Origin of the sequence: Gemmatimonas aurantiaca T-27 (assembly GCF_000010305.1) — a bacterium.
Lineage (GTDB): Bacteria > Gemmatimonadota > Gemmatimonadetes > Gemmatimonadales > Gemmatimonadaceae > Gemmatimonas > Gemmatimonas aurantiaca.
Window position 1 is genome coordinate 2,845,505 of record NC_012489.1, and the last position, 25,408, is coordinate 2,870,912.

24 protein-coding genes are annotated in these 25,408 nt (G+C 64.5%); 9 read left to right on the forward strand and 15 right to left on the reverse strand.

Features of this window, described 5'->3' with window-relative positions; translation table 11 throughout:
- Positions 1–12 precede the first annotated feature (12 nt).
- Positions 13–1,839, reverse strand: a complete 1,827-nt coding sequence (glmS, locus tag GAU_RS12495) for a glutamine--fructose-6-phosphate transaminase (isomerizing) (protein WP_015894238.1) — start codon at positions 1,837–1,839, stop codon at positions 13–15.
- Positions 1,840–1,850: 11 nt separating this feature from the next.
- Positions 1,851–3,221 (reverse strand): phosphoglucosamine mutase, encoded by a 1,371-nt coding sequence (gene glmM / locus GAU_RS12500; protein ID WP_015894239.1) that lies wholly within the window; start codon positions 3,219–3,221, stop codon positions 1,851–1,853.
- 256 nt (positions 3,222–3,477) lie between these two features.
- Here glmM and GAU_RS12505 point away from each other — a divergent pair, with 256 nt between their 5' ends.
- Complete coding sequence (locus GAU_RS12505) at positions 3,478–4,242, forward strand: hypothetical protein (RefSeq protein WP_015894240.1); 765 nt, start codon at positions 3,478–3,480, stop codon at positions 4,240–4,242.
- Here GAU_RS12505 and GAU_RS12510 read toward each other — a convergent pair.
- A complete protein-coding gene (locus tag GAU_RS12510; RefSeq protein ID WP_169307673.1) occupies positions 4,204–5,286 on the reverse strand; it encodes an HD domain-containing phosphohydrolase in 1,083 nt (360 codons plus the stop codon). The genes GAU_RS12505 and GAU_RS12510 overlap by 39 nt on opposite strands.
- 170 nt (positions 5,287–5,456) lie before the next feature.
- Here GAU_RS12510 and GAU_RS12515 point away from each other — a divergent pair, with 170 nt between their 5' ends.
- The 5 genes from GAU_RS12515 (at position 5,457) to GAU_RS12535 (ending at position 11,334) form a co-directional block, all read left to right on the forward strand.
- On the forward strand, positions 5,457–6,626 hold the full coding sequence (locus GAU_RS12515; RefSeq protein WP_015894242.1) for a trans-sulfuration enzyme family protein: 1,170 nt from the start codon (positions 5,457–5,459) through the stop codon (positions 6,624–6,626).
- 151 nt (positions 6,627–6,777) lie between these two features.
- Positions 6,778–7,863: a M48 family metallopeptidase gene (locus GAU_RS12520; RefSeq protein ID WP_015894243.1), complete on the forward strand. Its 1,086-nt coding sequence runs from the start codon at positions 6,778–6,780 to the stop codon at positions 7,861–7,863.
- Between the two features lie 136 nt (positions 7,864–7,999).
- Complete coding sequence (gene purD, locus GAU_RS12525) at positions 8,000–9,280, forward strand: phosphoribosylamine--glycine ligase (RefSeq protein WP_015894244.1); 1,281 nt, start codon at positions 8,000–8,002, stop codon at positions 9,278–9,280.
- The gene (gene mutM / locus GAU_RS12530) at positions 9,225–10,112 is read left to right on the forward strand and encodes a bifunctional DNA-formamidopyrimidine glycosylase/DNA-(apurinic or apyrimidinic site) lyase (RefSeq protein ID WP_052574419.1); all 888 of its coding nucleotides are present in this window, start codon (positions 9,225–9,227) and stop codon (positions 10,110–10,112) included. The genes purD and mutM overlap by 56 nt, the downstream gene beginning before the upstream one ends.
- A gap of 121 nt (positions 10,113–10,233) precedes the next feature.
- Entirely contained in the window at positions 10,234–11,334 is a 1,101-nt protein-coding gene (locus GAU_RS12535; RefSeq protein ID WP_015894246.1) for a GIY-YIG nuclease family protein, read from the forward strand.
- Here the strand turns inward: GAU_RS12535 and GAU_RS12540 are convergent.
- The 6 genes from GAU_RS12540 to GAU_RS12565 all read right to left on the reverse strand — a co-directional run bounded on the left by GAU_RS12540 (position 11,268) and on the right by GAU_RS12565 (position 16,378).
- Positions 11,268–11,783 (reverse strand): metallophosphoesterase family protein, encoded by a 516-nt coding sequence (locus tag GAU_RS12540; protein ID WP_015894247.1) that lies wholly within the window; start codon positions 11,781–11,783, stop codon positions 11,268–11,270. The genes GAU_RS12535 and GAU_RS12540 overlap by 67 nt on opposite strands.
- A complete protein-coding gene (locus GAU_RS12545) occupies positions 11,780–12,460 on the reverse strand; it encodes a tetratricopeptide repeat protein (RefSeq protein ID WP_015894248.1) in 681 nt (226 codons plus the stop codon). The genes GAU_RS12540 and GAU_RS12545 overlap by 4 nt, the downstream gene beginning before the upstream one ends.
- A gap of 78 nt (positions 12,461–12,538) precedes the next feature.
- Positions 12,539–13,177: a UbiX family flavin prenyltransferase gene (locus GAU_RS12550; protein ID WP_015894249.1), complete on the reverse strand. Its 639-nt coding sequence runs from the start codon at positions 13,175–13,177 to the stop codon at positions 12,539–12,541.
- Entirely contained in the window at positions 13,174–14,130 is a 957-nt protein-coding gene (locus GAU_RS12555; RefSeq protein WP_015894250.1) for a UbiA-like polyprenyltransferase, read from the reverse strand. Before GAU_RS12555 ends, GAU_RS12550 begins: the two co-directional genes overlap by 4 nt.
- The gene (locus GAU_RS12560; RefSeq protein ID WP_015894251.1) at positions 14,130–15,620 is read right to left on the reverse strand and encodes a menaquinone biosynthesis decarboxylase; all 1,491 of its coding nucleotides are present in this window, start codon (positions 15,618–15,620) and stop codon (positions 14,130–14,132) included. Before GAU_RS12560 ends, GAU_RS12555 begins: the two co-directional genes overlap by 1 nt.
- A gap of 20 nt (positions 15,621–15,640) precedes the next feature.
- Complete coding sequence (locus GAU_RS12565; protein ID WP_070105004.1) at positions 15,641–16,378, reverse strand: ubiquinone/menaquinone biosynthesis methyltransferase; 738 nt, start codon at positions 16,376–16,378, stop codon at positions 15,641–15,643.
- A gap of 115 nt (positions 16,379–16,493) precedes the next feature.
- On the opposite strand from GAU_RS12565, the gene GAU_RS12570 reads away from it, so the two are divergent.
- From GAU_RS12570 to GAU_RS12580, 3 genes are all read left to right on the forward strand, one after another.
- The gene (locus GAU_RS12570) at positions 16,494–17,096 is read left to right on the forward strand and encodes an RNA polymerase sigma factor (protein ID WP_015894253.1); all 603 of its coding nucleotides are present in this window, start codon (positions 16,494–16,496) and stop codon (positions 17,094–17,096) included.
- A gap of 85 nt (positions 17,097–17,181) precedes the next feature.
- The gene (locus tag GAU_RS12575; protein ID WP_156799020.1) at positions 17,182–17,769 is read left to right on the forward strand and encodes a hypothetical protein; all 588 of its coding nucleotides are present in this window, start codon (positions 17,182–17,184) and stop codon (positions 17,767–17,769) included.
- 12 nt (positions 17,770–17,781) lie between these two features.
- Positions 17,782–18,519 carry a hypothetical protein gene (locus GAU_RS12580; RefSeq protein ID WP_015894255.1) on the forward strand — a complete coding sequence of 246 codons (738 nt, stop codon included), beginning with the start codon at positions 17,782–17,784 and terminating at the stop codon, positions 18,517–18,519.
- A gap of 61 nt (positions 18,520–18,580) precedes the next feature.
- Here the strand turns inward: GAU_RS12580 and GAU_RS12585 are convergent, their stop codons facing one another.
- From GAU_RS12585 to GAU_RS12610, 6 genes are all read right to left on the reverse strand, one after another.
- Positions 18,581–18,871 (reverse strand): hypothetical protein, encoded by a 291-nt coding sequence (locus GAU_RS12585; protein ID WP_156799021.1) that lies wholly within the window; start codon positions 18,869–18,871, stop codon positions 18,581–18,583.
- Positions 18,872–19,089: 218 nt separating this feature from the next.
- Positions 19,090–19,839 carry an SAM hydrolase/SAM-dependent halogenase family protein gene (locus tag GAU_RS12590; protein ID WP_015894257.1) on the reverse strand — a complete coding sequence of 250 codons (750 nt, stop codon included), beginning with the start codon at positions 19,837–19,839 and terminating at the stop codon, positions 19,090–19,092.
- Positions 19,840–19,846: 7 nt separating this feature from the next.
- Positions 19,847–21,208, reverse strand: coding sequence for an MATE family efflux transporter (locus tag GAU_RS12595; RefSeq protein ID WP_169307674.1), 1,362 nt, complete (start codon positions 21,206–21,208; stop codon positions 19,847–19,849).
- Entirely contained in the window at positions 21,189–22,352 is a 1,164-nt protein-coding gene (locus GAU_RS12600) for an Mrp/NBP35 family ATP-binding protein (protein WP_015894259.1), read from the reverse strand. Before GAU_RS12600 ends, GAU_RS12595 begins: the two co-directional genes overlap by 20 nt.
- A 330-nt stretch (positions 22,353–22,682) precedes the next feature.
- Positions 22,683–23,714 carry a DHH family phosphoesterase gene (locus tag GAU_RS12605; RefSeq protein WP_015894260.1) on the reverse strand — a complete coding sequence of 344 codons (1,032 nt, stop codon included), beginning with the start codon at positions 23,712–23,714 and terminating at the stop codon, positions 22,683–22,685.
- Positions 23,711–25,282, reverse strand: a complete 1,572-nt coding sequence (locus tag GAU_RS12610) for an amino acid permease (RefSeq protein WP_015894261.1) — start codon at positions 25,280–25,282, stop codon at positions 23,711–23,713. The genes GAU_RS12605 and GAU_RS12610 overlap by 4 nt, the downstream gene beginning before the upstream one ends.
- Between the last annotated feature and the right edge of the window lie 126 nt (positions 25,283–25,408).

Here is a 25,408-nt window from a genome sequence, read left to right on the forward strand (position 1 = left end):
CATGATCGGTTGTTATTCGACCGTGACGCTCTTGGCCAGGTTGCGCGGCTGGTCCACGTTGCACCCCCGCTTCACGGCGATGTAGTAGGCCAGCAACTGCAACGGAATCGACGCCAGGATCGGCGTGAGCAGATCCACCGTCTCCGGCACACGGAACTCGTAGTCGAGCTTGCCCGCCAGCGACGGTTCATCGCGGGTGGTGATGGCAATGATCTTGCCCTTACGCGCTTTCACTTCCTGGATGTTCGACGTGATCTTGTCGAACACCGAGTCATGTGGCGCGATGCACACCACCGGCATCATCTCGTCGATGAGGGCGATGGGGCCGTGCTTCATTTCGGCCGCCGGATACCCTTCGGCGTGGATGTACGAGATTTCCTTGAGCTTGAGGGCACCCTCGAGTGCCGCCGGGAAATTGTAGCCACGGCCCAGGTACAGGAAATTCGAAGCGCGCTTGAATTCCTCGGCCACCTCTTCGATCTCACCCGCCCGATCGAGAATACTCTGGATCTGTTCGGGCAGCTTGGCGAGCGCCTGCGCGAGTTCGCGGCCGCGCTCCACGCTCATGTCACGCAGACGCGCGAGCTTGAGCGTGAACAGGGCCAGCGCCACCACCTGACTCGTGAACGCCTTGGTGGAGGCCACGCCGATTTCCGGTCCGGCGTGCAGGTAGATGCCGCCATCGTCTTCGCGGGCGATGGTGGATCCCACCACGTTCACGAGACCGAGCGTACGTGCACCACGACGCTTGGCTTCACGCATGGCGGCGAGTGTATCCGCCGTCTCGCCGGACTGCGAAATCACGATGCACAACGTGCGCGGCGTGACAATCGGATTGCGGTAGCGGAACTCCGAGGCGTACTCCACTTCCACCGGGATGCGGCAGAGCTCTTCGATCATCATTTCGCCGATGAGCGCCGAGTGCCAACTGGTGCCACACGCCGTGATGATGATGTTGTCGACGGCGAGCAGCTCTTCCTTCGGGATATTGAGGCCACCCAGCTTGGAGAACCCTTCTTCGAGAATGAGGCGGCCACGCATGGTGTTTTCCACCGTGGTCGGCTGCTCGAAAATCTCCTTGAGCATGAAGTGCGGGTATCCGCCGCGCTCGATCTGCGCCAGATCCCACTCGATGCGTGTGACCGGCTTTTCCTGCAACGTCGAGTCGAGATCGACCACCTTGTAGCCGTCGCGCGTGAGCACCGCGATATCACCGTCATCGAGATAGACCACATGGCGCGTGTGCGACAGGATGGCCGACGCATCGGACGCGATGTAGTACTCCCCTTCGCCGATGCCGAGCAGCAGCGGACTGCCCTTGCGGGCCGCCACGATCTTCTCCTTCTCGTCGCTGGAGATCACGGCGATGCCGTACGTGCCGTCCACCTGGCTCAGTGCTTCGATCACCGCCGCTTCGAGGTTGCCCGCATAGGCCGCCTCGATGAGGTGAGCCAACACCTCCGTGTCCGTGTCCGACTTGAACACGTACCCACGTGATTCGAGTCCCGCCTTGAGCACGGTGGCGTTTTCAATGATGCCGTTGTGCACCACCGCGATCTTGCCGTTCTGGCTGACGTGGGGGTGCGCATTCGTTTCCGTTGGCGGACCATGGGTGGCCCAGCGCGTGTGCGCGATGCCCATGGTGCCGAGCGGCGGATCGGCCGCGATGACCGACTCGAGGCGCGAGATCTTGCCGGCGGCACGCCGCGTCTCGACCCCCTTGCCATTCATGATCGCCACACCGGCCGAATCATAGCCGCGATACTCCAGCCGCTTGAGGCCTTCGACCAGCATCGGCGTCGCGATCCGGTCACCTACGTAGCCAACAATTCCGCACATGGTCGGTCAGGTCAAAGGGAAACGAGCGCGTCGAGCGGCTCGCGGGCCTGCGAAATCAGATGACGCGCCGCGGCGTCGGTGGGGGCTTCGGCAATCACGCGCACGATGGGCTCGGTGCCCGACGGGCGCAGGTGCACCCAACGGTCCGGCCAGTCGAGACGCAGGCCGTCCTGCGTGTCTGCCGAGGCATCCGGAAATGCAGCCCGGAGCGCCGCATACACCGTATCGAGCGGCGCATCCGGGCGATCGAGCTTGTCTTTCACAATCACATACCGCGGGCGATCGGCAACCAACGCCGACAACGGCCGGCCTTCTTCGAGCATCACCTGCAACATGAGCGCGGCGCCTACCGGCGCATCACGTCCCAGATGCAACTCGGGCAGGATGACCCCCCCATTGCCTTCACCACCGATCGTGGCGCCGGCATCACGCATGGCGATGGCCACGTTCACCTCACCGACACTGGCGAAGTGGAACGGCACGCCCAGTTCATGCGCCACATCGGACACCACCTTGCTGGTGGACAGATTGGTCACCACGGGGCCCGGCCGGTGCCGCAGCACCGTACGAGCCGCAAACGCCAGCGTGTAGTCCTCGCCCGGCGCCTTGCCATCGTCGAGCACCAGTGCCAGGCGGTCGACATCGGGATCGGTGGCGAATCCGATGTCGGCGTTGGAGCCACGCACGAGCGCTTCGAGTTCGCCAAGGTTTTCCGCCACGGGTTCCGGCGGACGATGGAAACGCCCATCCGCTTCCATGTTGATGGCGTACACTTCACAACCGAGTTCGGTGAGCAACGCAGGCATGATCACGCTGCCGGCCCCATGACAGCAATCCAGCGCCACCCGGAAACGTCGCGCGCGAATGCCAGGCACATCGAGCCAGGGCAATGCCAACACCTGCGCGATATGACGATTGATCGCATCATCGTCCTGCTCGATGCTTCCCAGTTGGTCCCACGTGGCGCGCGGGATGCCCCGCTCCAACAAAGACCGCATCTCCGCGCCTTCGGCAGCAGAGAGGAACAGACCGGACGGTCCGATGAACTTGAGCGCGTTCCATTCGATCGGGTTGTGGCTCGCCGTGATGCCAAGGCCACCCGCGGCATGATGATGTTCGACCGCGAGCTGAATCGTGGGCGTCGGAACCATGCCGATATCGATGACCGTGCATCCGACCGATTCGAGCGCGCCGTGTACGATACGCGTGAACATCGGCCCGGAGACACGACTGTCGCGCCCCACCACCACACGGCGATTTCCCGTGCGTGAAGCCCACGCACCAAACGCCGCAGCAAATGTCGCGATGACTTCCGGTGTGAGCGCGTCACCAACCCGACCGCGCACACCCGACACGCTCACCATCAACCCATCAAACGCCATGAGGCTCCTCAATTCTGAATGCTACGCCTGCGCTGTGCGATCGTGCACGCGTGCAAGCTAGGCACGTCACACGACTGGAACCACGGGTCGTCATCTGCAACTCAGCCAGCTCATCCATACCAAGATGCGCCTGTCGAGCGAAACGCCTCTGAAGCCCCCGCGCACAGCTTATCTGGAATAAGACGCGCAGCTGTGACACGCGTTACAGTCTCGGTATCCGCTCCCACTTTTGACCGCGAGTCCGATATCGTCCGTCATGTCTGATCCACTCGCCCTCTTCCCCTTCGCGCTCGCCGCCGGTGGTGGTCACCTCGATCAGGTCGAGGTCAGCGCTTCGGTCGCTGCCGGCATCACGCTGCTACAGCGCTGCGCCCCATTGGTGCGGGCACTGGCCGGCAAGTCGGCAGCGGCCCTGCTGCCGGCTGGCAGCGGCCTACTCACGGCCCTGGCAGCGTCGGATGGTCGGGCGCTGGTCTGGATCGATCCGAAGACGCCGGTGGACACACTGGTCACCGATGTGCCACAACACCACATCGGTGCGCTGTTCACGACCACCGACCTGGCGGATTGCCTGCCTCAGCATCTTCTCGGAACGATCGCGCTGGTCCTGCTCGACCAGGCTCCAGCGCATGCCGTGGTGCGCGTGGCCGACCGGGAACTCTCCGTCGACCTCGGATCACACTTCGGCCTTTCGCTCGAAGGCGATCGGGAAGCGGAGGGGCGCGACGAACCCTGCCTACTCATTGCCGGCCCGGCGCAGACGGTGCACACGCATCGCCAACTGCTGCAACACGCGCGCGATTTTGGCCGGAACGCCGCGCTCACGCCGGTGGATCGCACCTGCACCATCATGCCGCATATCGATATCGACCTGCTCGTGGCCGGTGTGGCCGCGCCGCTGCTGTACGGTGGACAGGTCTTTGTCCTGCCCGCTGAAGACCGTACACGCATCGAGGCACTGGCCCCGACGCGCCTGGTCACGTCAGGCGACGATCTGCAGACGCGTCTGACGCCGCACTGACCAATCCGGCAGCGGGAAGGTCTGGCGTGCGATGGCCTGTTCGAAGGCCGCGACACATTGCGGATCGAACTGCGTGCCGGAGCACTGACGTAGTTCGGCGATCGCCTCGTCCACCGGCATGCCATCACGATACGGGCGGCCACTGGTCATGGCATCGAACGAATCGGCCACGGCGGTGATGCGCGCTTCGAGCGGAATATCTCCGGCCCGCAGTGCATCCGGGCTGCCACACCCGTCGAAACGTTCATGATGAGACCGTACGACGGCCAGCGCATGCGGCATCTCCTGCAGCAGCGGCGACAGCAGGCGCCAGCCGATGACCGGATGCTCCATCACATGGAGATATTCCTCATCGGTCAGCGGCCCCTCCTTGTTCAGGATGCCTTCGCGCACCCCGATCTTGCCGATGTCATGCAAACGACTGCCCAGCTCCAGTTGTTCCAGTCGCGGCGACGGCACGCCCAGTTCACGGGCAATCGCCACCGCATATCGCGAAACTCGGGTCGAGTGTCCCCACGTGTAGGCGTCTTTCACTTCCAGTGCATCGGCCAGTGATTGCAACGACGCCAGGAAGAGCTCTTCGTATTTGCGCGCCTGCAGCGACACCCGCTCTTCCAGATGATCCCGATACGCCTGGTTCTCCAGCAACAACCGACGTTTCTCGAGCGCCTGTGCCACACGGGCGCGCACTTCTTCGATCGAGAACGGCTTCGTGAGATAGTCGAGCGCCCCACTGTCGAGACAGCGCACGGCGAGGTTCACATCGGAGATCGCGGTGATCATGACGACGGCGGTGTGCGGCCACCGTTCCCGGACCTGCCGTAGCAGTTCCGCACCGTCCATGCCCGGCATGTGGAAATCGGAGAGCATCAACGGCACGGGTTCGGCGGCGAGCCGTTCCAGTGCTTCGCTTCCCGACGATGCCTCGAGACATTCGAACCCTTCCGCCGTCATCAAACGACGGAGAATGCCACGCATCGAGGGTTCGTCATCCACAATGAGACATCGGCGCAGCTCACCCGTGAGCGCGTAATGCATGTTCATCACGCGGCCGGCTTGGGATCACGCGGCCAATCCGGCCAGATCACCACCGGTGGTTCGCCCGCCCCTTGGCGAGCTGCCCCGCGCCGACCGGGATGGCCCTTCGCTGCTCGCCCCGCAGCGGCCGGGCGGATAGCTTCCCCGGACAACTCTCCCCGAACGACACGAAGCCCATGACGCGCATTTACGACGAAGATCTTGCGGGTGGCCTCGCCACGCGCGCCATCCACGCTGGCCAACGCCCCGACGAAGTCTCGGGCGCCATCATGACGCCGCTCTACCTCACGTCCACCTACGTGCAGGAGAGCATCGGCGTCAACAAGGGGTACGAGTACGCTCGCGGAAAGAACCCCACGCGCCAGGCGCTCGAGCGCAATGTGGCGACGCTTGAAGGCGGCCGGCACGGCTTCGCCTTCAGCAGCGGCATGGGATGCCTCGATTCGATCATGAAACTGTTCCGTGCCGGCGATCACATTGTGTGTGCCGAAAATGTCTACGGCGGCACATTCCGGCTGTTCGATCGAATCCTGCGCCATCTGGGACTGTCCTTCTCGTACGTGGACACCAGTGATCCACAGCGGGTGGCCGAGGCCATGACTCCGGCCACACGGGCGCTCCTCGTGGAGACGCCGACCAATCCGCTGATGCGGCTCACCGATCTTCGTGCCATGAGCGACATCGCCAAGCGGCACCAGGCCCTGCTGATCGTGGACAACACCTTCGCGACGCCGGTCTTCCAGCGTCCGTTGGAGCTCGGTGCCGATATCGTCTGGCACTCGACCACGAAGTACATCAACGGTCACTCTGATATGATCGGCGGCCTCGCAGTGGTTCTTGAGGACGACCTCGCGGATCGCCTGCAGTTCATCCTGAACGCCGCGGGTGCCGTGCCCGGCCCCTTCGACGCCTGGCTGGCCCTGCGTGGCACCAAGACGCTGCCCCTGCGCATGAAGCAGCACGACATCAATGGCCGCGCGGTCGCCAACTTCCTCCTCGGTCGCCTGGGTGAGGAGCGCGTGATCTATCCGGGATTGGCCCATCATCCACACCACGAACTGGCCAAACAGCAGATGTCGGCGTTTGGCGGCATGATGACGCTCGAACTGGGCTCCATCGACAACGCCCGCCGGTTCCTCGAGCGGGTCCGAGTTTTCTCGTTGGCGGAATCCCTGGGCGGTGTAGAGAGCCTCACCAATCACCCGTACTCGATGACCCACGGCTCAGTCCCGGCCGATGTGAAGCAAGCGATGGGGCTGACGGACGGGATGGTACGCCTGAGCTGCGGCATTGAGGACACCGAGGACCTGATTGCGGATCTCGAGCAGGCGCTCGAAGGGCTGTGAGTCGCGAAGCACGGATTGGGAAGTGAACTGCCGGGGCTCGAGTCACCAGACTCGGGCCCCGGGTCCGTAGCCAGGGAGGTCACCGCAAACCGGCGCCCGACCCCCAAACCGCTGGCTGGAACCAATCCCCGCGCCCGCCGTAGGGATTCCCATGCCCACCACCCCGCTTACGCAGATTTCGTCGGTCAGCTGGGAGCACCCGGCCGATCGCGCGGCGCTGCAGACCCTGCGCGCCCTTCCCGGTTTCGATGAAGTCGTCCGCAAGATCGCCAGCGTCTTTGGCGAGCGCGGCGTCCGAAACCTCTTCCTCGGCGACGCGGTCCTTGTTGGCCCGACGCAACGCCCCCGACTTCACGCGCTGTACCAGGAAGTTCTGGCCACGCTCGACTGGCCTAACGCCGGCCTGCCGGCGCCGCAGCTCTATGTGGCACAAACCCCGATCGCCAACGCCGGCGCCGTTGGATTCGACCAGCCGTTCATCGTGATCAGCTCGGGCACGTTGGAACTGCTCGAACCCGATGAGCAGCGCTTCGTGCTCGCCCAGCAGCTCGGCCACATCATGACCGGGCGCACGACGTATCGCACCATTGCGCTGATCGTGCTGTTCTTCGGCATGAGCGCCCTGCCCCTGCTTGCCTCCATCGCACTGTTGCCGTTCCAACTGGCTCTGCTCGAGTGGTACCGCAAGTCGGAGCTTTCGGCCGATCGCGCCGGCATGCTCGGCACGCAGGACACGCGGGCCAGTCTCATGACGTTTCTCAAGCTCGCCGGCGGACGGGCAGACGGTGACAGCATCGATCTCGATGCCTACCTCGCACAGGCTGCCGACTACGAGCTGGGTGGCACGGCATGGGACAGCGTGCTCAAGGCGCTCAATACGGCGTTGCGGGAACACCCGTTCCACACGGTGCGCGCGGGTGAACTGCGCCGCTGGGAACAGACAGGCGCGTACGGCACCATCGTAGGGGGCGACTACATCCGTCGCGGGTCAGAGGCTGAACGTCCACTGCACGACGACATCAAGGACGCGCGCGATTACTACGCCGACAAGGCGAAGGCCGCCGCAGAGACGGTCGGCGATGTGATCAACCGCGCCGCCGACGCGTTCCGTGATGCCTTCCGTGCGGCGGCAACCGCTACATCGGCCGCGGCGGGCGATGGACCAGGACCGGATGCGCCACCGCCGCCGCCTCCACCACCGCCCCCACCAGCCCCGGCGCCACCGCCAACGAACTAGGACGGGTCCGGGTCGCGGGTTTAGTGTTCCGGGGTGATCAGCCGAGTCATGCGTTGTGGGCCATGCGTTTCGTGTGGCCGTCACGCGGGATCCGGCAGGTCACCCCGTTACTCGTTCCCCGAACCCCACGACCGCAGTGAAAATCCTCCTCCTCGGCTCCGGCGGCCGTGAACACGCGCTCGCCGATACGCTCCTGCGTGAAAACACGTCGATCGAATTGATCGCGGCGCCCGGCAATCCCGGCATCGCCGAGTTGGGTCGCATGATCGATATCGACGTGAACGACCCGCGTATCGTGGCCGCCGCCGCCGAGCGTGAGCAGGTTGATCTCGTGGTGGTGGGCCCGGAGGCCCCGCTGGCGGCCGGTGTGGTGGACTATCTGCAGGAACGTCGTATTCCTGCCTTTGGCCCAACGGCGGGAGCGGCCACGGTCGAAACATCGAAGGCCGACACGAAGGCGCTGATGATGGCAGCGGGCATTCCCACGGCGCACGCAGAAACCCATCGTGACGCCGCGTCGGCCAAGGACGCGGTGCGGGCGCGTTTTGGTGCGCCGGTGGTGATCAAGGCCAGTGGTCTGGCCGCTGGCAAGGGCGTGATCGTGTGCCAGAGTGAGAAGGAAGCATTCGACGCCATCGACCGGATTCTCGATGATCGGGCATTCGGTGATGCGGGCAGCGAGTGCCTCGTGGAATCGTTCATGACGGGTGAAGAGCTGTCGCTCTTTGCGGTCACTGATGGTTATGACGTCCTGCCCATGATCGGCGCGCAGGACCACAAGCGCCTGCTCGATGGTGATGAGGGGCCGAACACCGGGGGTATGGGTGCGTACACGCCGGTGTCGTTCTCCACGCCCGCGTTGGTGGACGACGTGACCGAACGCGTGCTGTTGCCCACATTGCATGCTCTGCGCAAGCGCGGCACACCGTTCACCGGGCTGCTGTATGCCGGGTTGATGCTCACCCCCGATGGCCCCAAGGTGGTGGAGTTCAACTGTCGCTTTGGCGATCCCGAAACGCAGGCCATTTTGCCGATGCTCACGAGCAGCCTGCTCGATCCGATGCTCGCCGTGGCACGTGGCGCGCGGATCGGCAGCATGTCGGCATTCACGTGGCGTCCGGGGGCGAGTGTCACCACGGTGGTGGCATCGCGCGGCTATCCGGATGCGCCGCGCAAGGGAGCGGAGATTTCCCTTCCGGATTTCGGTAGTGACGTGCGGGTGTTCCACGCTGGCACGAGTCGGGATGCCTCTGGCGTCCTGCGCACCAGTGGAGGTCGTGTCTTTGGTGTGACGGCGCTGGCTGACACCTTTGCGGCCGCACAGCGGGCCAGTCGTGATGCCGCGGCCCGTATCGAGTTCGATGGCGCAATTTTCCGGTCCGACATCGGCTGGCGGGAAGCCGCGCGGATTGCCTGAACTGCCGGAAACGGAGACCATCGCGCGCGATCTGCACGCGATGGTGGTGGGCAGCGTGGTGCGGGATGTTTCGGTGCCCCGCCCCGATGTGCTGCGTGAGATTGCCGCAGCGGATTTGTGCAGCGCCTTGTCTGGTGGGCGCATCACCCGGGTGTGGCGCCGCGCCAAGCTGATCGTGCTCGACCTCACGCTGGCCGATAGGCAGAACAGCCACCTCGTGGTGCAGCCGCGCTTCACTGGTGGGCTGCTGGTGGACGACGGCACGTTGCCGACCAGCGAGTTTGCCTACAGTTGTGTGGCGATGTCTCTCGGCGATGGTCGCACCCTCCACTATCGCGACGTGCGCCGGCTGGGCACGGTGGCGCTGATGCCAGAGGCGCGATTTCTCGAATATTCGTCGGGGCTGGGCCCCGAGCCCCTTGACCAAACATTCGACGCAACTGCATTTTCGGGTTGTGTTCGGTTATCGCATCAGTCCATCAAAGTCGTTTTGATGGATCAGCGGCGATTGGCCGGCGTTGGCAACATCTACGCGAACGAGGCCCTGTGGCGCGCCGGCATCGATCCTTCCCGAGAAGCTTCCTCGTTGACGTTTGCCGAGGCAGAACGGCTGCACACCGCGTTGCGCGACGTGCTGACGGCGAGCATCGCGGCCCGTGGCACCAGTTTCCGCGACTATCGGGATGCGCGAGGTGAGCGTGGCACCTTCGTTGAGCAACTGGCCGCCTACGGACGCGGCGGGGAACCCTGCCCTCGCTGCGGTCGACGGCTCGTGGTCACCCACGCCGTGGACGGCCGCAGCACGGTCTTCTGCCCGGGCTGCCAGTTCTAGTCCGTTCGCGGGCGGAAAGCCGGTTGCTGGAGAGCAGCTCGATCTGGCCGTCGATACACCGGCAGTCGATATCGAACGGCTGCGGGATCAGGTTCGCGCGACGGCGCGTAACGAGCCGGGCGTGTACCTCATGCGCGGCGGACGCGGCGACGTGCTGTACGTGGGCAAGAGTACGCAGGTGCGAACGCGACTGCTCTCCTACTTTCGCCTGCCGTGGCCCGAACATCGTCATGCCCGGATGTTGCGGGAGACGGCACACATCGAATGGGAGCCACATCCGAGCGAGTTTGCGGCGTTGTTGCGCGAAGTGCGTCTCATTCGCGCGCACTTGCCGCGTTACAACGTGCGATCAGCGCGCCCACTCGACAAATGGTGGGTGATCACGATCGCCAAGGGACTCACGCCGCGCCTGCGGGTGCAGCGGGCCAGTGCGGCCGCACGCTCTCGCGACGTCGCACAGATCATCGGTCCTTTTGCATCCCGCCGGCCACTGGTGGACGCACTGCGCGTCTTGAACGACGCGCTGGGTCTGCGGGATTGTTCCGATCGCATCCGCATGCATGTGCGCGATGTGGCCGAGCTGTTCGAGGAGCATCATCCGGCGATGCAGCGCACGCCGGCATGTCATCGCTATGAAACGCGGCGTTGCCTCGGCCCCTGTGTAGGCGCGACCAGTGAGTATGAGTATCGTACCCAACTCACACGCGCCAAGGCGGTGCTCGAGGGGCGCGACGATTCTCCGCAGCAGCACCTTGTGCGCGAAATGGCGGTAGCCAGTGCGGCACTGTCGTACGAACGTGCCGGCTGGTTGCGCGACCGGCTCACCGCGCTGCAGGACCTCGAATCACAACTGGCGCGTGTGCGCGAGGCGCTGTCGCGACCGAGTTGTGTCTACGCGGTGCCTGGCCGCCAGGGCGATGACCGACTGTATCTCATCCGGCATGGTCGTGTGGTCGCCGAGGCTCGATGTGCAGACCCCGATTCGGTGAATGACCTGCAGGCGCTCGAATCACGCGCCACGCAGGCTCCCTCCGGCGCCATGGTGGATCAGCTCGACGAACTCCTGCTGGTGGAGTCGTGGTTGCGTGGGCGACAGGGGGAGCGTGCGCTGGTGGCCGACTCCGTGGTGGGCGCACTGCAGGCGCTGGCCTGCTCTTACTCCTCGGTCGGCTCTTCGGTCGGCTCCTCGACCAGCAACGGAATCAGCTCCACGTCGGCCTGACCGTTCCGGATGTACAGCTTGGCCACGCTGGGCTGCAAATCGAAGCGACGTGGGCCGGCGGCGCCGGGGTTGATCACAATGCGCCGGGCGGCCTTGGTGATCAACTGCCGGTGTGTATGGCCATACACGATCACCTGCGCCGTGGGGTAGGCGCTGACGAGACGGGGCGGCGTGGTGGAGCCCACTTCATGGCCATGGGTCACCACGATGCGCACGCCATCGATCACCTCTTCGATGCGCTCCACCAGATCGTGCCGCCCCGGTGCATCGGTGTTGCCCCACACGGCACGCACGGGAGCAATGGTCGCCAGTTCCGTGAGCACGTCAGCGGGGCCGACGTCACCGGCATGAAAAATCTGCGACACACCCTGCAGCGCCTGAAAGACCTCCGGGCGCACCAGGCCATGTGTATCCGAAATCAATCCAATGATCGTGGTGCTCTGTGTCATCCCATGTCCGAGGTCGCCGCACGGAGGGCACGACGTCGCTGCAATTCAGCGAGCGCACCTTCCGCATCCGGCGTCCCCGGAAATCTGTCGGCCAGCCGCCGAAGTTCCACCACCGCGCGCCCGGAATCTTCGAGCGGACCCAGATAGAGGTCGACCAGCCGGTGGGTGGCGTAGAGCTCGTCACTGCGCGACCCATCGGACACATGGCGCAGCCGCTGCAATGCAATACGGGCCCGGTCATGGTGCCCACTCGAGGTCATGAGCTCGGCTTCTGTTCGCAGGGTGGCCGCCGAGTCGCCGTGCTCGAGCCGGATGGACTCGAAAATATCGATCGCATCGTCGAGCCGGCCCTGGGCCGCCATCGCTTCCGCCTGCGACACCGGCACCACGGGCGGCTGCTGCTCACCACCGCCTGAGGGATGCAGGAACTGATGGAGCACGGCTCCGCCCAGTCGCGTGACGGTGGACAACACGGCGAACAGCAGACCTGCCGCCACGGGGGCGATGAACAGTCCCAGCAGAAGCCGTGAACGCCCTTGGGCGCCATACAGCATCACCACCACGATCGCTGGAGCTACCAGCGCGGCGGATACCACCACTCCCACCGACACGGCGCTCCAGAAGCGTCGGCGGCGTTCACGTTGAATGGATTTCTCGAACAAGTCGAGATCAAGCATTGCCACTCCCCCAAAAGATGCCACATCGCACCACATCGGAGGACGACGCCTCAGAGCCACCGCCGTCACATGCCCCACTCACTCCCCGGGAATCGAGCCCCAGCGACGTCCCACGTCGTGTTCGATATCGAGATGATCGAGGATACGCGCGACCATGAAGTCCACCAGGTCGGAAATCCCGGCGGGTTTGTGGTAGAACCCCGGAGCCGCCGGAATCACCGTCGCCCCCGCACGGGTGACCGCTGTGAGGTTCTCCAGATGGATCAGCGACAGCGGCGTCTCCCGGGGCACCAGGATGAGCTTCCGCCGCTCCTTGAGGGCAACATCGGCCGCCCGCTCCACCAGCGAACGTGACGTGCCGTGGGCGATGGCGCTCACCGTGCCCATGGAGCACGGGCACACCACCATGCCGCTGGTGCGCGCCGACCCACTGGCCGGCGGGGCGCCACGATCCGTGTCATCGAACACCGTGACCACGCTGGCAAAGCTGCCCGGCGTGCCGCCCGATTCCACCTGCACCCGCAAGGTCTCGAGGTCGCCGATCTCACTTTCCGTCTGCAGCAGGCGCCACCCATGCCCCGACACGATCAGCCAGGTGGGTACCCGCAACGCGACCAATGCCTGCAACAGCCGCACGGCATAGGGCGCCCCAGAGGCGCCGGTAATGGCGAGGACAACGGGATGGCGCGGCATCCAGCGATCCAGGTCGCTGCTCATCGCCGAATCCCCAGCAGCATCCGCGCCGCAAACACGGCGGTGAGGAAACCCAGTGAGATCATGCCGTTCATGGTGAAAAATGCCGCGTCCACCCGGCTCAGGTCGTTGGCCTTCACCAGTCGATGCTCCCATAGCAGCATCAGTGCGATACCCACCACGGCAATCCACAGCACCGCTGTGACGAACGCCGGGGTGATGCCGAGCGGGTGCGCGGCCATCACGCCGGCAAAACACGCCACTGCCAGCACATGCAATGTGCGCGCGATGCGAATGGCCTTCACCACACCAAACGTGCTCGGCACACTGTGCAATCCGTGCTGCGCATCGAAGTCGGCGTCCTGCAAGGCATAGATCATGTCGAAGCCTCCGCTCCAGCACACCACGGCCAGCGCGAGCACACACAGCAGCCACCAGGGATCACTCCACTGCCCGGTGACAGCGAGGTAACCGCCCACCGGCGCGATCGACAGCCCGAGTCCCAACCACAGGTGCGACCAGCGGGTGAATCGTTTGGTGTAGCTGTAGCCGAGCACCCACAGCAACGCGACGGGAGAGAGCGCGAAGCAGAGCGGATTGAGGCGATAGGCTGCGTACACGAACAGCGCGCTGGTGACCACGATACTGACCCGCGCCTGCAGCAGCGTGAGAGTACCGGCCGGCAGCTCGCGCATGGCGGTGCGCGGATTCAGCGCGTCGACATCGCGATCGACCAGGCGATTGAACGCCATGGCCGCAAAGCGGGCGCTGGTAAAAGCCACGATCACCCACCACACCATGGCCCCCGTCACCGGCGCCACCGCGCTGGCAAACAGCACGCCCACCAACGAGAAGGGCATGGCGAACACCGTGTGCGGCAGCTTCACGAAGTTGCCCAATCGCACCGGCAGCGACTGCCCGCGCATCAACTGGCCGTCGCGTGCCCCCGGAGGCGGAACGATGCCGGATGCCGACATCAGCCTGCTCCCAACGGGCCGATACCCAGGCTCGCCCACTTGGCGTCCACGGCGCGCTTGGTCGCGTCATCCATCTCGATCACCTTGGGCCAGGCCCGGGTGAATCCCTCTTCGGGCCATTTGCGCGTGGCATCGATGCCCATCTTGCTGCCGTACGTGAACGCGCGGCTCGCGTGATCGAGCACGTCCACCGGCCCCATCGTGAACCGAACATCACGCTGTGGGTCCATGTTGTTGAGTGCCACCCACCAGGCTTCCACGGGATTGCGCACGTTCACCTCCTTGTCCACCACCACCAACACCTTTGCAAGCGACATGAGCCCCTGCCCCCACAACGCGTGCATCACCTTGTCGGCATGGCCGGGATACTTCTTGTCGATGCTCACGAACACGAGGTTGTGAAACCCGCCCTCGGCCGGCATGTGATAGTCCACCACTTCCGGTGTGGTGAGCTTGAGCAGCGGCAGGAAGATGCGCTCGGTGGCATGCCCGAGATAGAAGTCTTCCATCGGCGGACGCCCCACGATCGTGGTGGAGTACACCGCATTCTTGCGCATCGTCACCGCGGTGACATGCACGCGCGGATAGAGGTCCGCTTCCGAATAGAATCCCGTGTGATCGCCAAACGGCCCTTCCACCACCAGGGCTTCGGCAGGGTCGATGTACCCTTCGATCACGATTTCCGAATCGGCCGGCACTTCGAGGTCGTTGGTGACGGCCTTGGTGAGGCGCACCGGATCCCGACGGAGAAAGCCGGCAAACAGGAATTCGTCGATGTTCGGCGGCAACGGTGCACTGGCGGCGTACATGCTGGCCGGATCCGATCCGATGATGATGCACACTGGCATCTTTTCACCACGTTCGGCCATCTGTCGCATGTGTTCGGCGCCTGTCTTGTGCCGCTGCCAGTGCATGGCCACATGACGCTTCCCGAGCTGCTGCACGCGGTACATGCCCACATTGCGGATGCCACGCGCCGGATCCTTGCTCACCACGGCCGTCATGGTGAGGAACGGGCCACCGTCTTCCGGCCAGCAGTGCAGCACAGGGAGCTTGTCGAGATCGATCTCGTCGCCCTGCCACACGACGTCCTGACATGACGGGGTACCACCCCTCACGCGCGGGGGGAACTTGGACACCTCGAGCAAGCGTGGCAGCAGCGACAATTTGCCGAGCAGGCCATCGGGCACTTTCATGTCCATCAGTTGGGTGATGCGCGCCCCGATCTCGTCGAGGGAATCGACACCCAGTGCGATCGACATGCGCCGCATGGACCCGAACAGATTGATCGCGACCGGATAGGCCGAAAGCGTACCATCGCGCAGAATCGGCTTCTCGAAGAGCAGCGCCTTGCCGCCCCCGTGCATCTTCGAAACCCGATCGGTGATTTCGGTAATCTCGAGATGCACATTCGTCGGCGTGCTGATGCGATGCAACTCGCCGGCACGATCAATGGCGTCGAGGAACTGCGCGAGGGTATCGAGTGACATGAACCGGTGAGCGGACGGAGTCAGACGGTGCCGGTGTGGATCGCCGCGATGCCGAGGCTAAGGCGCTCCCACTGTACGGCGTTGTAGCCAGCGGCCCGCATGCGATCGGCCAGTGCGGTTTCCGTCGGGAAGTGGGCGACCGACAGCGGCAGATACGTGTACGCCGATCCATGCCCACTCACGAGACGGCCGATGAGCGGCAGGATGCGGTGGAAATAGAACTGGTACGCCATCCGCACGACCGCGATACGCGGCGTGGAGAATTCGAGGATCACAAAGCGCGCGCCCGGCGTGAGCACCCGGCGCACCTCTTTCAGACAGGCATCGAGATCGGCCACGTTGCGGATGCCAAATGCCACCACGGCCCCGTCGAACGTGTCATCGGCAAATGGGAGCTGCAGCGCATCGGCGCCCACGGGTGCCAGTCGATCGGCCGGTGCTTTGCCGATACCGTGCCGCAGCATTGGCACGGCGAAATCCGCACCGATGACCCGTCCGTCGAAGCCATCCTGACGCGTGAGCATGGCACCGACATCGAGCGTGCCGGCACAGAGATCGAGGTATGTGCCCTGCGGCCGTCCAGTCCACCCGAGCAACGCGAGCGCCCGGCGGCGCCACCGTCGATCGATGTTGAGGGAGAGGACGTGATTGAGCAGGTCATAGCGTGGCGCGATGTCCGAGAACATCTGCTGTACATAGTCCCGCTTCCCCTCGCCCTGAGCGGCGGAGGCCGCGGCGGAGTGTGGCGTGCCGAGCATCCCGAAACATCGAATCACGACAGAGGGCGAGCAAGGCATGGCGGCGGTTTGCTGCGATGGATGCGGCGGCCCCGCTGGTCGCACCGCCCTCGTGGGACTAGCTTTGCCCGAGCGCATGCCGATCCTTGACGAGCTGGGAACACTTCCTGATGCCGATGTGGTCCGTCTCGCCCAGCAGGGGCGTGAGCTCGCTTTTCGCGAGCTCGTGCGCCGCTACGAGCGGCCCGTATTCTCGCTTGTCTATCGCATGGTGCGTGATCGCGAGACGGCCGAGGACCTGGCACAGGACTCGTTCATCAAGGTGCTGAACCACATCGACCGGTACAGCCCCGAGTTCAAGTTCTCGAGCTGGCTGTTCAAGATCGCGAACAACGTGGCCATCGATCATCTCCGGCGCCGGCGGGTCGAGACGATCAGTATGGACGGCAGCCCGCACGCGGCCACGGCGTCCGAGGTCGAGGCGACGTCTCTGGAGCTGCAGTCGGAGCAGGAAAGTGCCTTGGACGAGATCGAAGCCAAGGAGCTGGGGTCGGCCATCGAGCGAGCCATCGCCAGTCTCCGGCCGGAATACCGGGCCTGCATCATGCTGCGGCATGTGGAAGGGCGCTCGTACGAAGAGATTGCGACCACCCTCGACCTGCCCCTGGGCACCGTGAAGACCTACATCCACCGCGCTCGGCACGAACTCCGCCGGGCGCTCGAGCCCACCCGGGAGTGACCGGTTTCGTGCCGAAGTCACCATCCGTGGACCGGGTTGAAACCTGCCACATGCCGTGCGCGTATACCGGTCATGGAGGCTAACGATGCCCGATAGACACCTCAGACCCGACGAAATTGAGCTCCTCCTCGATGGCGAGGAAGGATTTGGCGTGGCGCCTTTGCGGGCTCACGTCCGTTCGTGTTTGGCGTGCCAATCCGAGCTCGAACAGGCCCGCGAGTTGATGGTCGCGCTCGACGCGCTCCCCGATTTTGCGCCATCGATCGGTTTTTCCGATCGGGTGATGAGCCAGGTGCAGGTATTCGAGCCGTGGCATGTTGCGGCCACCCGCTCGGTCGAACAACTGGTCCCCGTCTCACGACCTGCGCGCATTGCGGCCGGCTTTGGCGCGGCCATTACGGCCGGTCTGGCCACGGCCGGCGCCACCTGGGCGGTCGCCCGGGCCGACATGGCGGTGGTGCTGACCCAGCTCGGACTCGAGCGCTTCCGCGAGCAGGTGGTCGCGGCGGGTTCGGATGTCATTTCCACAGTGCTCGGTCAGCCTGGCCTCGAGGCCATGCGTTCGAGTTCTCCCGAGGTCATGGCGTTGGCAATGGGCGGATTCGTGGCGGCGGCCGGCATGGGTGTGGTGGGGCTCCGGGCCCTCGCATCCACAGCGCGCAGCACGCGCTGAGTTGACGGTATCATGACCGCCATCACGACCAGTCTCATGGGTGTCGCCGGTGTTTTTGGCATCGGTCTGATCATCGGCGTGGTCGTGCTCATGACGGCCGAAGAAGCGTTGACGGCGGTGGCCAAAACCGCCGCCCGTGACGTGTCGGGCAGCTTCTGGGCCGGACTGCTGACGCAGCTGCTGGCCGTTCCGGCGCTGCTGATCATGATCATCGCCTGCGCGATCACGATCATTGGCATTCTCGCTATCCCGATTGCGGCATTGGCCTGGGCACTCGCACTGGCTGGTGCCGTCACGCTGGGGATACTGGGCGTGGCGATCGTGATCGGACGCGCTCTGGCCGGCAGCGGACGGGGCTCGGATCGCAGCGCCGCGGTGCGTGGTCTCACGGTGGGCCTGATCGCGCTGAGCGTGATCTGGTTCGGTGCGGCGCTCATGGCCGGCATCCCGGTGGCCGGTGCATTGGCTCGTCTGGTCGCCGTGGCCTTCACCTGGGCTGTGGCCACGGTGGGCATGGGCGCTGTCGTGAAGTCGCGTGTGGGTGTGTCGCGTCTCAGCGTGCAATTCGGACGCTTCGGAGGCGGTTCACACTGGAACGCCAAGTGGGCCCCGGCAAACACCACCAGCACGAACGAAGTGCAGGTACCGGTGAGCTGGCAAACGCCCACACCCGTGCAGGGTGTGGTGGCTGCGCGCCGGCCGGTCGAGCCCGCAACTGGACAGGGTACTGGGAGTGGCGCCGAGCTCTGAGCGTCCCAGCAGATGTGTTAGACGTTCTTGACCATGCCCCGGGGAATCACCTGGGGCATTTTCAGTTCCCTACGACAAACACATTGCTCGTCGCCCGCCCCGCCGCATCACCCGACGGCGACAGCTCGTCGCGAAACCGATAGTTCAGGCGGTATGAGCCCGATGGTAGTGGCGGGAGATCGATGTATGCATGCAGTGTCGCCCCGGGACCAAGCCGAGAAAGCAGCGCGTCGCATGTGACGTCGGCATCAGCACCAATCCACGAACTGCCAGTGCGCCGATCCACCGAGGTGGGACAGTGTCCGAGGAGTACGGCGGTGTTGCCCGTGTTGGTGAGAGCGACATGTAGCATGCCGCGAGTTGCGACTGGCTCGCTGTCGACCAATACCCTCACCATACCAGCAGCGCGGTCCGGTCGAAGAGCGTCGGTACATGCCGACATCCCGATGAGCACCAACACCATACCGGTACGATTGAGGCGCGGGCGTGCAAGGAGCCGCATGGCATTCTCCTGATCAGTGACGCCGATTCAACCTGATCGAGAGGATATCGCGCCACCATCCCGTTCGGTCAACCCGCCGGACGCAACACCGCATGGCCTCGCGCCAGACCACACGCGAGCGCCGCATTCCCGTCCCGCACAGCCAGCTCGACAAACCCGCTCGATCCCACCAGAGCCACCAGCTCACCGGGAGCGGCCTCGCCATACGTGCGCACCAATCGCACGGTCCGCGCTCCGGCGACCACCACCCCGCCCGGCTCCCTGACTACAAGATTGGTCATGGCGTTGCCAAACCGATCGATCGTAAGGACTTCACCATGCAACGACCCATCCGCATCACGGCGGGGCTGCGGTGTGCGCAAGCGAACGGGTGAATGGAACACCTCCCCCAGCGCATCGAGTGGTGTACCCTGCGCCAGCGCTGCGACCACGGGCGCAAACACGTCGCGTCCATGAAATGTGGGCGACGCCGAGATCGGCACCGGCACACTGACGATGCGGGCGGTGAGTGAGAACAATGCCGGCGACAACACGCCGTTGTCGGGCCCTACGAGAAACCGGCCCTCACTCTCCACTGCGATGGCTTCACGCGACGTGCCCACGCCGGGATCCACCACCACCAGATGCACCGTGCCCGCGGGGAACCGCCGCCAATAGCGCGCCACCGTGAGGCGGGCAAAGGCCACGTCCTGCGCGGGCAGGTCATGCGAAAGATCGATGAGTACAGCGGTCGGTGCGTTCGACACCAGCACGCCCTTCAGTTCGGCCACATACCCATCGGCCGTACCAAAATCGGTGAGCAGCGTGATCACACTCATGGGCACCTCATACGCGTTGCAGTCTCCAGCGTCCCCACCCCCACAATACGGCCATCACGGCGCCTCGTGCCGCTGCGGTCAGCGCGAGTGTCCACCAGAGTCCCGTCGTGCCCCACTGCTGCGCCGCCCAGGCACCGATCGGCAAACGCAACAACGTGATCGCGGTGCTGACCAGCATCGGCACCAACGTCCACCCGGCTCCACCCATCGCACTTTCCAGCACCACTTCAGCGCCCAGGAAACACTGACTGAACGCGGCGATGCGCAGATACAGCGCGGCCTCTCGCACGACGGCGGGGTCGGTGGAGAAGATCGACACGAACTCTTCAGCGAACAGGAAGCTCACCGTGGCCATCACGAACCCGAACGCGCTCACGATACCGGTGGCATACCAACCAGCGCGCCTGGCGCGGGCGATGTCACCGGCACCGATGCTCTGCCCCACGATGGCGGCCACGGCGGCGCCCATCCCCACACTCACCACGTACACCACACTCTCGAGACGAAACCCGAGTCCGAGGGCGGCGAGGGCGGGTGTACCGAATTGTGTGGTGATACGGGTCAGCGCCACGTAGATCGCACTGAACGCCACGCCCGTGGCCGCTGCGGGCGCTCCCACGCGCACGATGTTCCCAATGACCTTCCATCGCGGCTGCGCCCAGCGCAGCATGGCTCGACGTTGCAACAGCACCACCCCGATCACACACCCCAAACCACGCGGTACGAGCGTGGCCAATGCCGCACCACGCACACCCAACGCCGGCACGGGTCCCAGACCGCGAATGAGAATGGGATCGAGGATCAAACCGAGCACGGTGGTGATGGCCAGAATCACCAGCGGCGTGCGGGTGTCGCCTTTCGCACGGAACGCCGCATCGACGGCAAAAAATCCGAACAGCAGCGGCATGCCCAGCAAATAGGTGCCGAGGTAGTGGCGACCGATGTCACTCACCGCGTCACCGGTGTGCAACGCCACGAACAACCAGTCGAGCACGAACGGTGTGGCCAGTGCAATGGCGCCGCCGAGCAACATGGCCAATACCAGCCCTTCGCTCACCGTGCGCGCCGCATCGTCGGGGCGCCGCTCACCATGCCGTCTGGCGGCGATGGCATCGAGTCCGATGCTCACCATCTCACCCATCGAGATGACGAGCCAGATCCAGAAAATCGATCCGGTGACGGCGGCGAGGGAGTCGGCACCGAGTGATCGGCCGATCCAGAACGTATCGACGTTATGAAAGGCCGTCATCAGCAGATTCGCGATGACGGCCGGCAACGCAACACGGCGAATGGTCAGTGAGAGTGGCTCACCAACCAATTCGCCGCGTGGTGCATCAGAAGGAACGGAATCAGGGATAGCGTTCGTCAAGCCGCTGCATCACCCGTTCGGCCACCAGATGAATCGCCTTCGAGGCCTTGCTGTCCGGTTCGGCATCGACGATGGGGCGGCCGGTATCACCACCTTCCTGGATGCGCGGGTCGAGCGGGATCTGTCCGATGAGCGGCAGACCGCACTCCTTGGCGAGCCGTTCACCACCACCGCTGCCGAACATGGCGATGGGTTTGCCGGTCTCGGGATTTTCGAACCACGACATGTTTTCCACCACACCCAGCACCGGCACGGCGGTACGTTCGAACATCTTCACACCACGCAGGGCATCACCCACCGACACCTGCTGCGGCGTGGTGACGATGACCGCACCGTGCACCTGAGTGGCCTGCACCAGCGACAACTGCGCATCACCCGTGCCCGGCGGCATGTCGACCAGGAAGTAGTCGAGCTGTCCCCAGTTCACGTCGCGCAGGAACTGCGTGATGATCTTCATGACGATCGGCCCACGCCAAATCGCCGGCTGCTCCTTCTCGATGAGGAAGCCCAGCGAGATGACCTTGATGCCGAAGGCTTCGAGCGGAATGATCTTCTCGTCACGCACGGCCGGTGCGGCATCCACACCAAGCATGAGTGGCAGATTCGGCCCGTAGATATCGGCATCCATGATGCCGACCCGCTTGCCCGCCTTGGCGAGCGCGATCGCAAGATTGACGGCCACCGTGCTCTTGCCGACGCCACCCTTGCCGGACGACACCGCGATGATGCGTCCGAGATTGGGATACTGCACGGGATCAGGCACGCGAGGTGGCGCCTTCGGTGCCGACGCGGCTTCCATCACGGGCAGCGCACGGCCAGTGCCGGGCGCCTTGGGCGCCGGTGCTGTGGGATGATGCATGGCGTTGGGGGCGGGCGCGGGACGCGCCGGTGTGGGTTCACGCTGCGCAGGATCACGCACATCGACGCGCACGTCGCTCACCCCGTCGAGTTGCTCCACCGCCTGACGCACATCACGCACCAGCGTGGCGTCGTCCTCGGGGGCGAGCAACAGGGTGAAACGAACCTTTCCGTCGACCGTGGTGGCGATATCGCGCACCTGTTCGGCGGCCATGACATCGGCGCCGGTGCGCGGGTTCCGGACCAACGACAACGCGTCGGTGATCCGTTCCATAAGTGGCGGCATTTCTGAGGAGCCTAGGGCCTAGGGTACATGGAGAAACCTAGGGACCGCACCGGGACGTCGGAATGGCCTTGCCGGAACAGGCGTGACCGATTGGCATCTCCGGGACTGCTGGCGATGGGGGCCGCCTTCGGCGGCGATACCTGCAGGATCAACGGCCTGGATACCAGCAGGATCGGGACCAGCGCCAGACGCCGGCATCAAACGGATCCAATACAAAACATAGAATGCGCCGAACCCATCCTGCTTTTATCGGCCGTTCATCCTGCTGGTATCGCGCCCGCAGGGCGCCTTTCAAAGCTAGGGATCACTCAAAAGTCAGCAGACCCGCACCTACTCGCCGCGCAGGTACGCCCGTGCGTCAGCGACAACCTGCGTGCGAACCTCATCGAGCGAGCCCGCGATCATCGCCCCAGACGCCTTGGCATGACCGCCACCGCCATAACGTCGTGCAAACTGCTGCACGTCGACGTCGCCGGTGCTGCGGAAGCTGACCTTCACCTTGCCATGACCGAGGTCGCGGAAAAAGAGCGCCAGTCGTGTGCCGGTGATGCTGCGAGGATGTTCGACGATGCCATCGAGTTCTTCGCTCGTGACATGAAACCGATCCATCACGCCCGCGTCGACAGAAATGTGCGACAGTCCGAGTTCAGGCTCCACGTGCAGACTGCCCAGTGCTTCGCGCAGCAACTGCAGTCGCCCGACGCTGACCTGCGCGTAGATGCGGCGGTACATCTCTTCAGGATTCACACCGGCCACGAGCAACTGCGCCGCGATGGCATGCGCGCGTGGCGACGTGTTGCTGAAGCGGAAACTGCCGGTGTCCGTCAGAATGGCGGCGTAGAGGCTCTGCGCCACGGCCGGTGTCACGTCGAGGCCGAGCGTGACCGCGATATCGTACACCAGTTCGCCCGTGGCACAGGCGCGGGTGTCGGCCACCGCCGTGGTACCCACCGGCTCATCACCAGCAATGTGGTGATCGATGACCAGCACCGGTACCGAGAGCGTGCGCACCTTGTCCGCCAGTTGACCGAGGCGGCGCACGTCATTGATGTCGAGTACGACGAGCAAATCGATGTCATCGAGACCCGCCGCACCCATGGCGCTCATTTCCTGCACATCCGAGCCGAGCAGGAACTCGAACATCGACGGCCATGGCGTGGGATTGACGATGCGGCAATCAATCCCGCGCTGGGCCAGCAGACGAGCGAGCGCCGTTTCGGAGCCACACCCGTCGCCATCCGCATTGATGTGGGTGGACAATGCCACCGTCATCCCCGGACGGAAGGCGGCGAACCACGTATGGATCGCCGCCTTCCGCGCGTCCGATGCGCTCAGCAGCCCATCGGAAACGTTCACGGTCATCGACGCGACGCTTCCTGCTTGCCGATCGTCGAGTTGCGCATGCCGTAGAGGAAGTACGTGGTCATGCCGATCGCCGTCCACGCACCGAGCAACGTCCACGTGAGCTTCGGCAACTGGAACATCATGTACAACGTGGCACCGGCGCCCAGGATCGGCACCAACGGGACCAGCGGTGTACGGAACGGACGCTCGAGCTCCGGCGAACGGGTACGGAGCACCCACACACCGATGCACACCGTCGCGAACGCGGCCAACGTACCACCGGAGACCAGCTCACCGAGCAATCCCAGCGGGAAGAATCCGGCGATGACGATGGCAATGGCACCGACGATCCACGTGGACGCCGCCGGCGTCTGATAGACCGGGTGCACACGGCTGAAGATCTTCGGCAGCAGGCCGTCACGCGACATGGTGTAGAAAATGCGCGGCTGACCCATGAGCATCACCAGCACCACCGACGAGAGGCCCGCCGTGGCGCCGATGTTCACGAGGTACTCGAGCCACTTGAGCTGCGGCACCGCGCCAATCGCCACCGACACCGGGTGTGGCACGCCAAGCTGCTGGTAAGGGGCCAGGCCCGTCATGACCAGCGACATCAGGATGTAGAGCACCGTGCAGATCAGCAGCGACGCGATCATGCCGATCGGCAGGTCACGCTGCGGGTTCTTCGCTTCCTGCGCCGCCGTGGAGACGGCATCGAAACCGATGTACGAGAAGAACACCACCGGCGCCGCACGCAGCACGCCCGACATGCCGTACTTCGTGGAGCCGTCCGGGTTGGTCACCATATCCGGAATGAACGGCGTCCAGTTCTCGCGGTTGATGTACATGAAGCCGAAGCCGATCACCAGCAACACCACCGTCATCTTGATGGCCACGACGACGTTGTTGAACGTGGCCGATTCCTGCACACCACGCACCAGCAGCATGGTGAGACCCAGAATCAGGACCACGGCCGGCAGATTGATCAGACCGTCGACCACATTGCCACCGGCGGCGGTGCAAGCTTCCCGCGCGACGTAGGCCACATGGGTCGCGGCGTCCATGAGCGCACCGCCCGTGGCCGGGTCGACGCACGTGAATGCGCGCACCACTTGGTGCCCATTCACCACCGTCAGCGGCGCGGATGCAAACGCGGCGGGGATGTGAATACCCACTTCGCTGAGCAGCGCGCCGAAATAACCAGACCAGCCGACGCTCACGGTCGCGGCCGCGAACAGGTACTCCAGCACCAGGTTCCAACCGATGAACCATGCCACGCCTTCACCCATGGTGGCATAGCTGTACGTGTACGCAGAACCGGCGATCGGAATCATCGACGCGAACTCGGCGTAACAAAGGCCGGCGAAAAGACACGCCAGGCCGGCGAGCACGAACGACAGCGAAACGCCGGGGCCTGCGAAATTGGCGGCAGCCGTTCCTGTCAGCACGAAGATGCCAGCGCCAATGATGGCACCGATGCCGAGCAACGTGAGATTGAGAGCCCCAAGCGTACGCTTGAGCCCTCCTTCGGAGCTGTTCGCTTCTGCACGCAGCGCCGTGATCGATTTCTTTGACCAGATTCCCATCAGAGCGGTGTGGTCTGGGTGGAGCGATCCGCAGGGTGGAGGACGGATCGCAAGGCAACGACAAGGACCTGTCGGCGGGAGACAGATCACCCGTGGGCGCTAATGTGCCCACGGGCGATGGTTTCG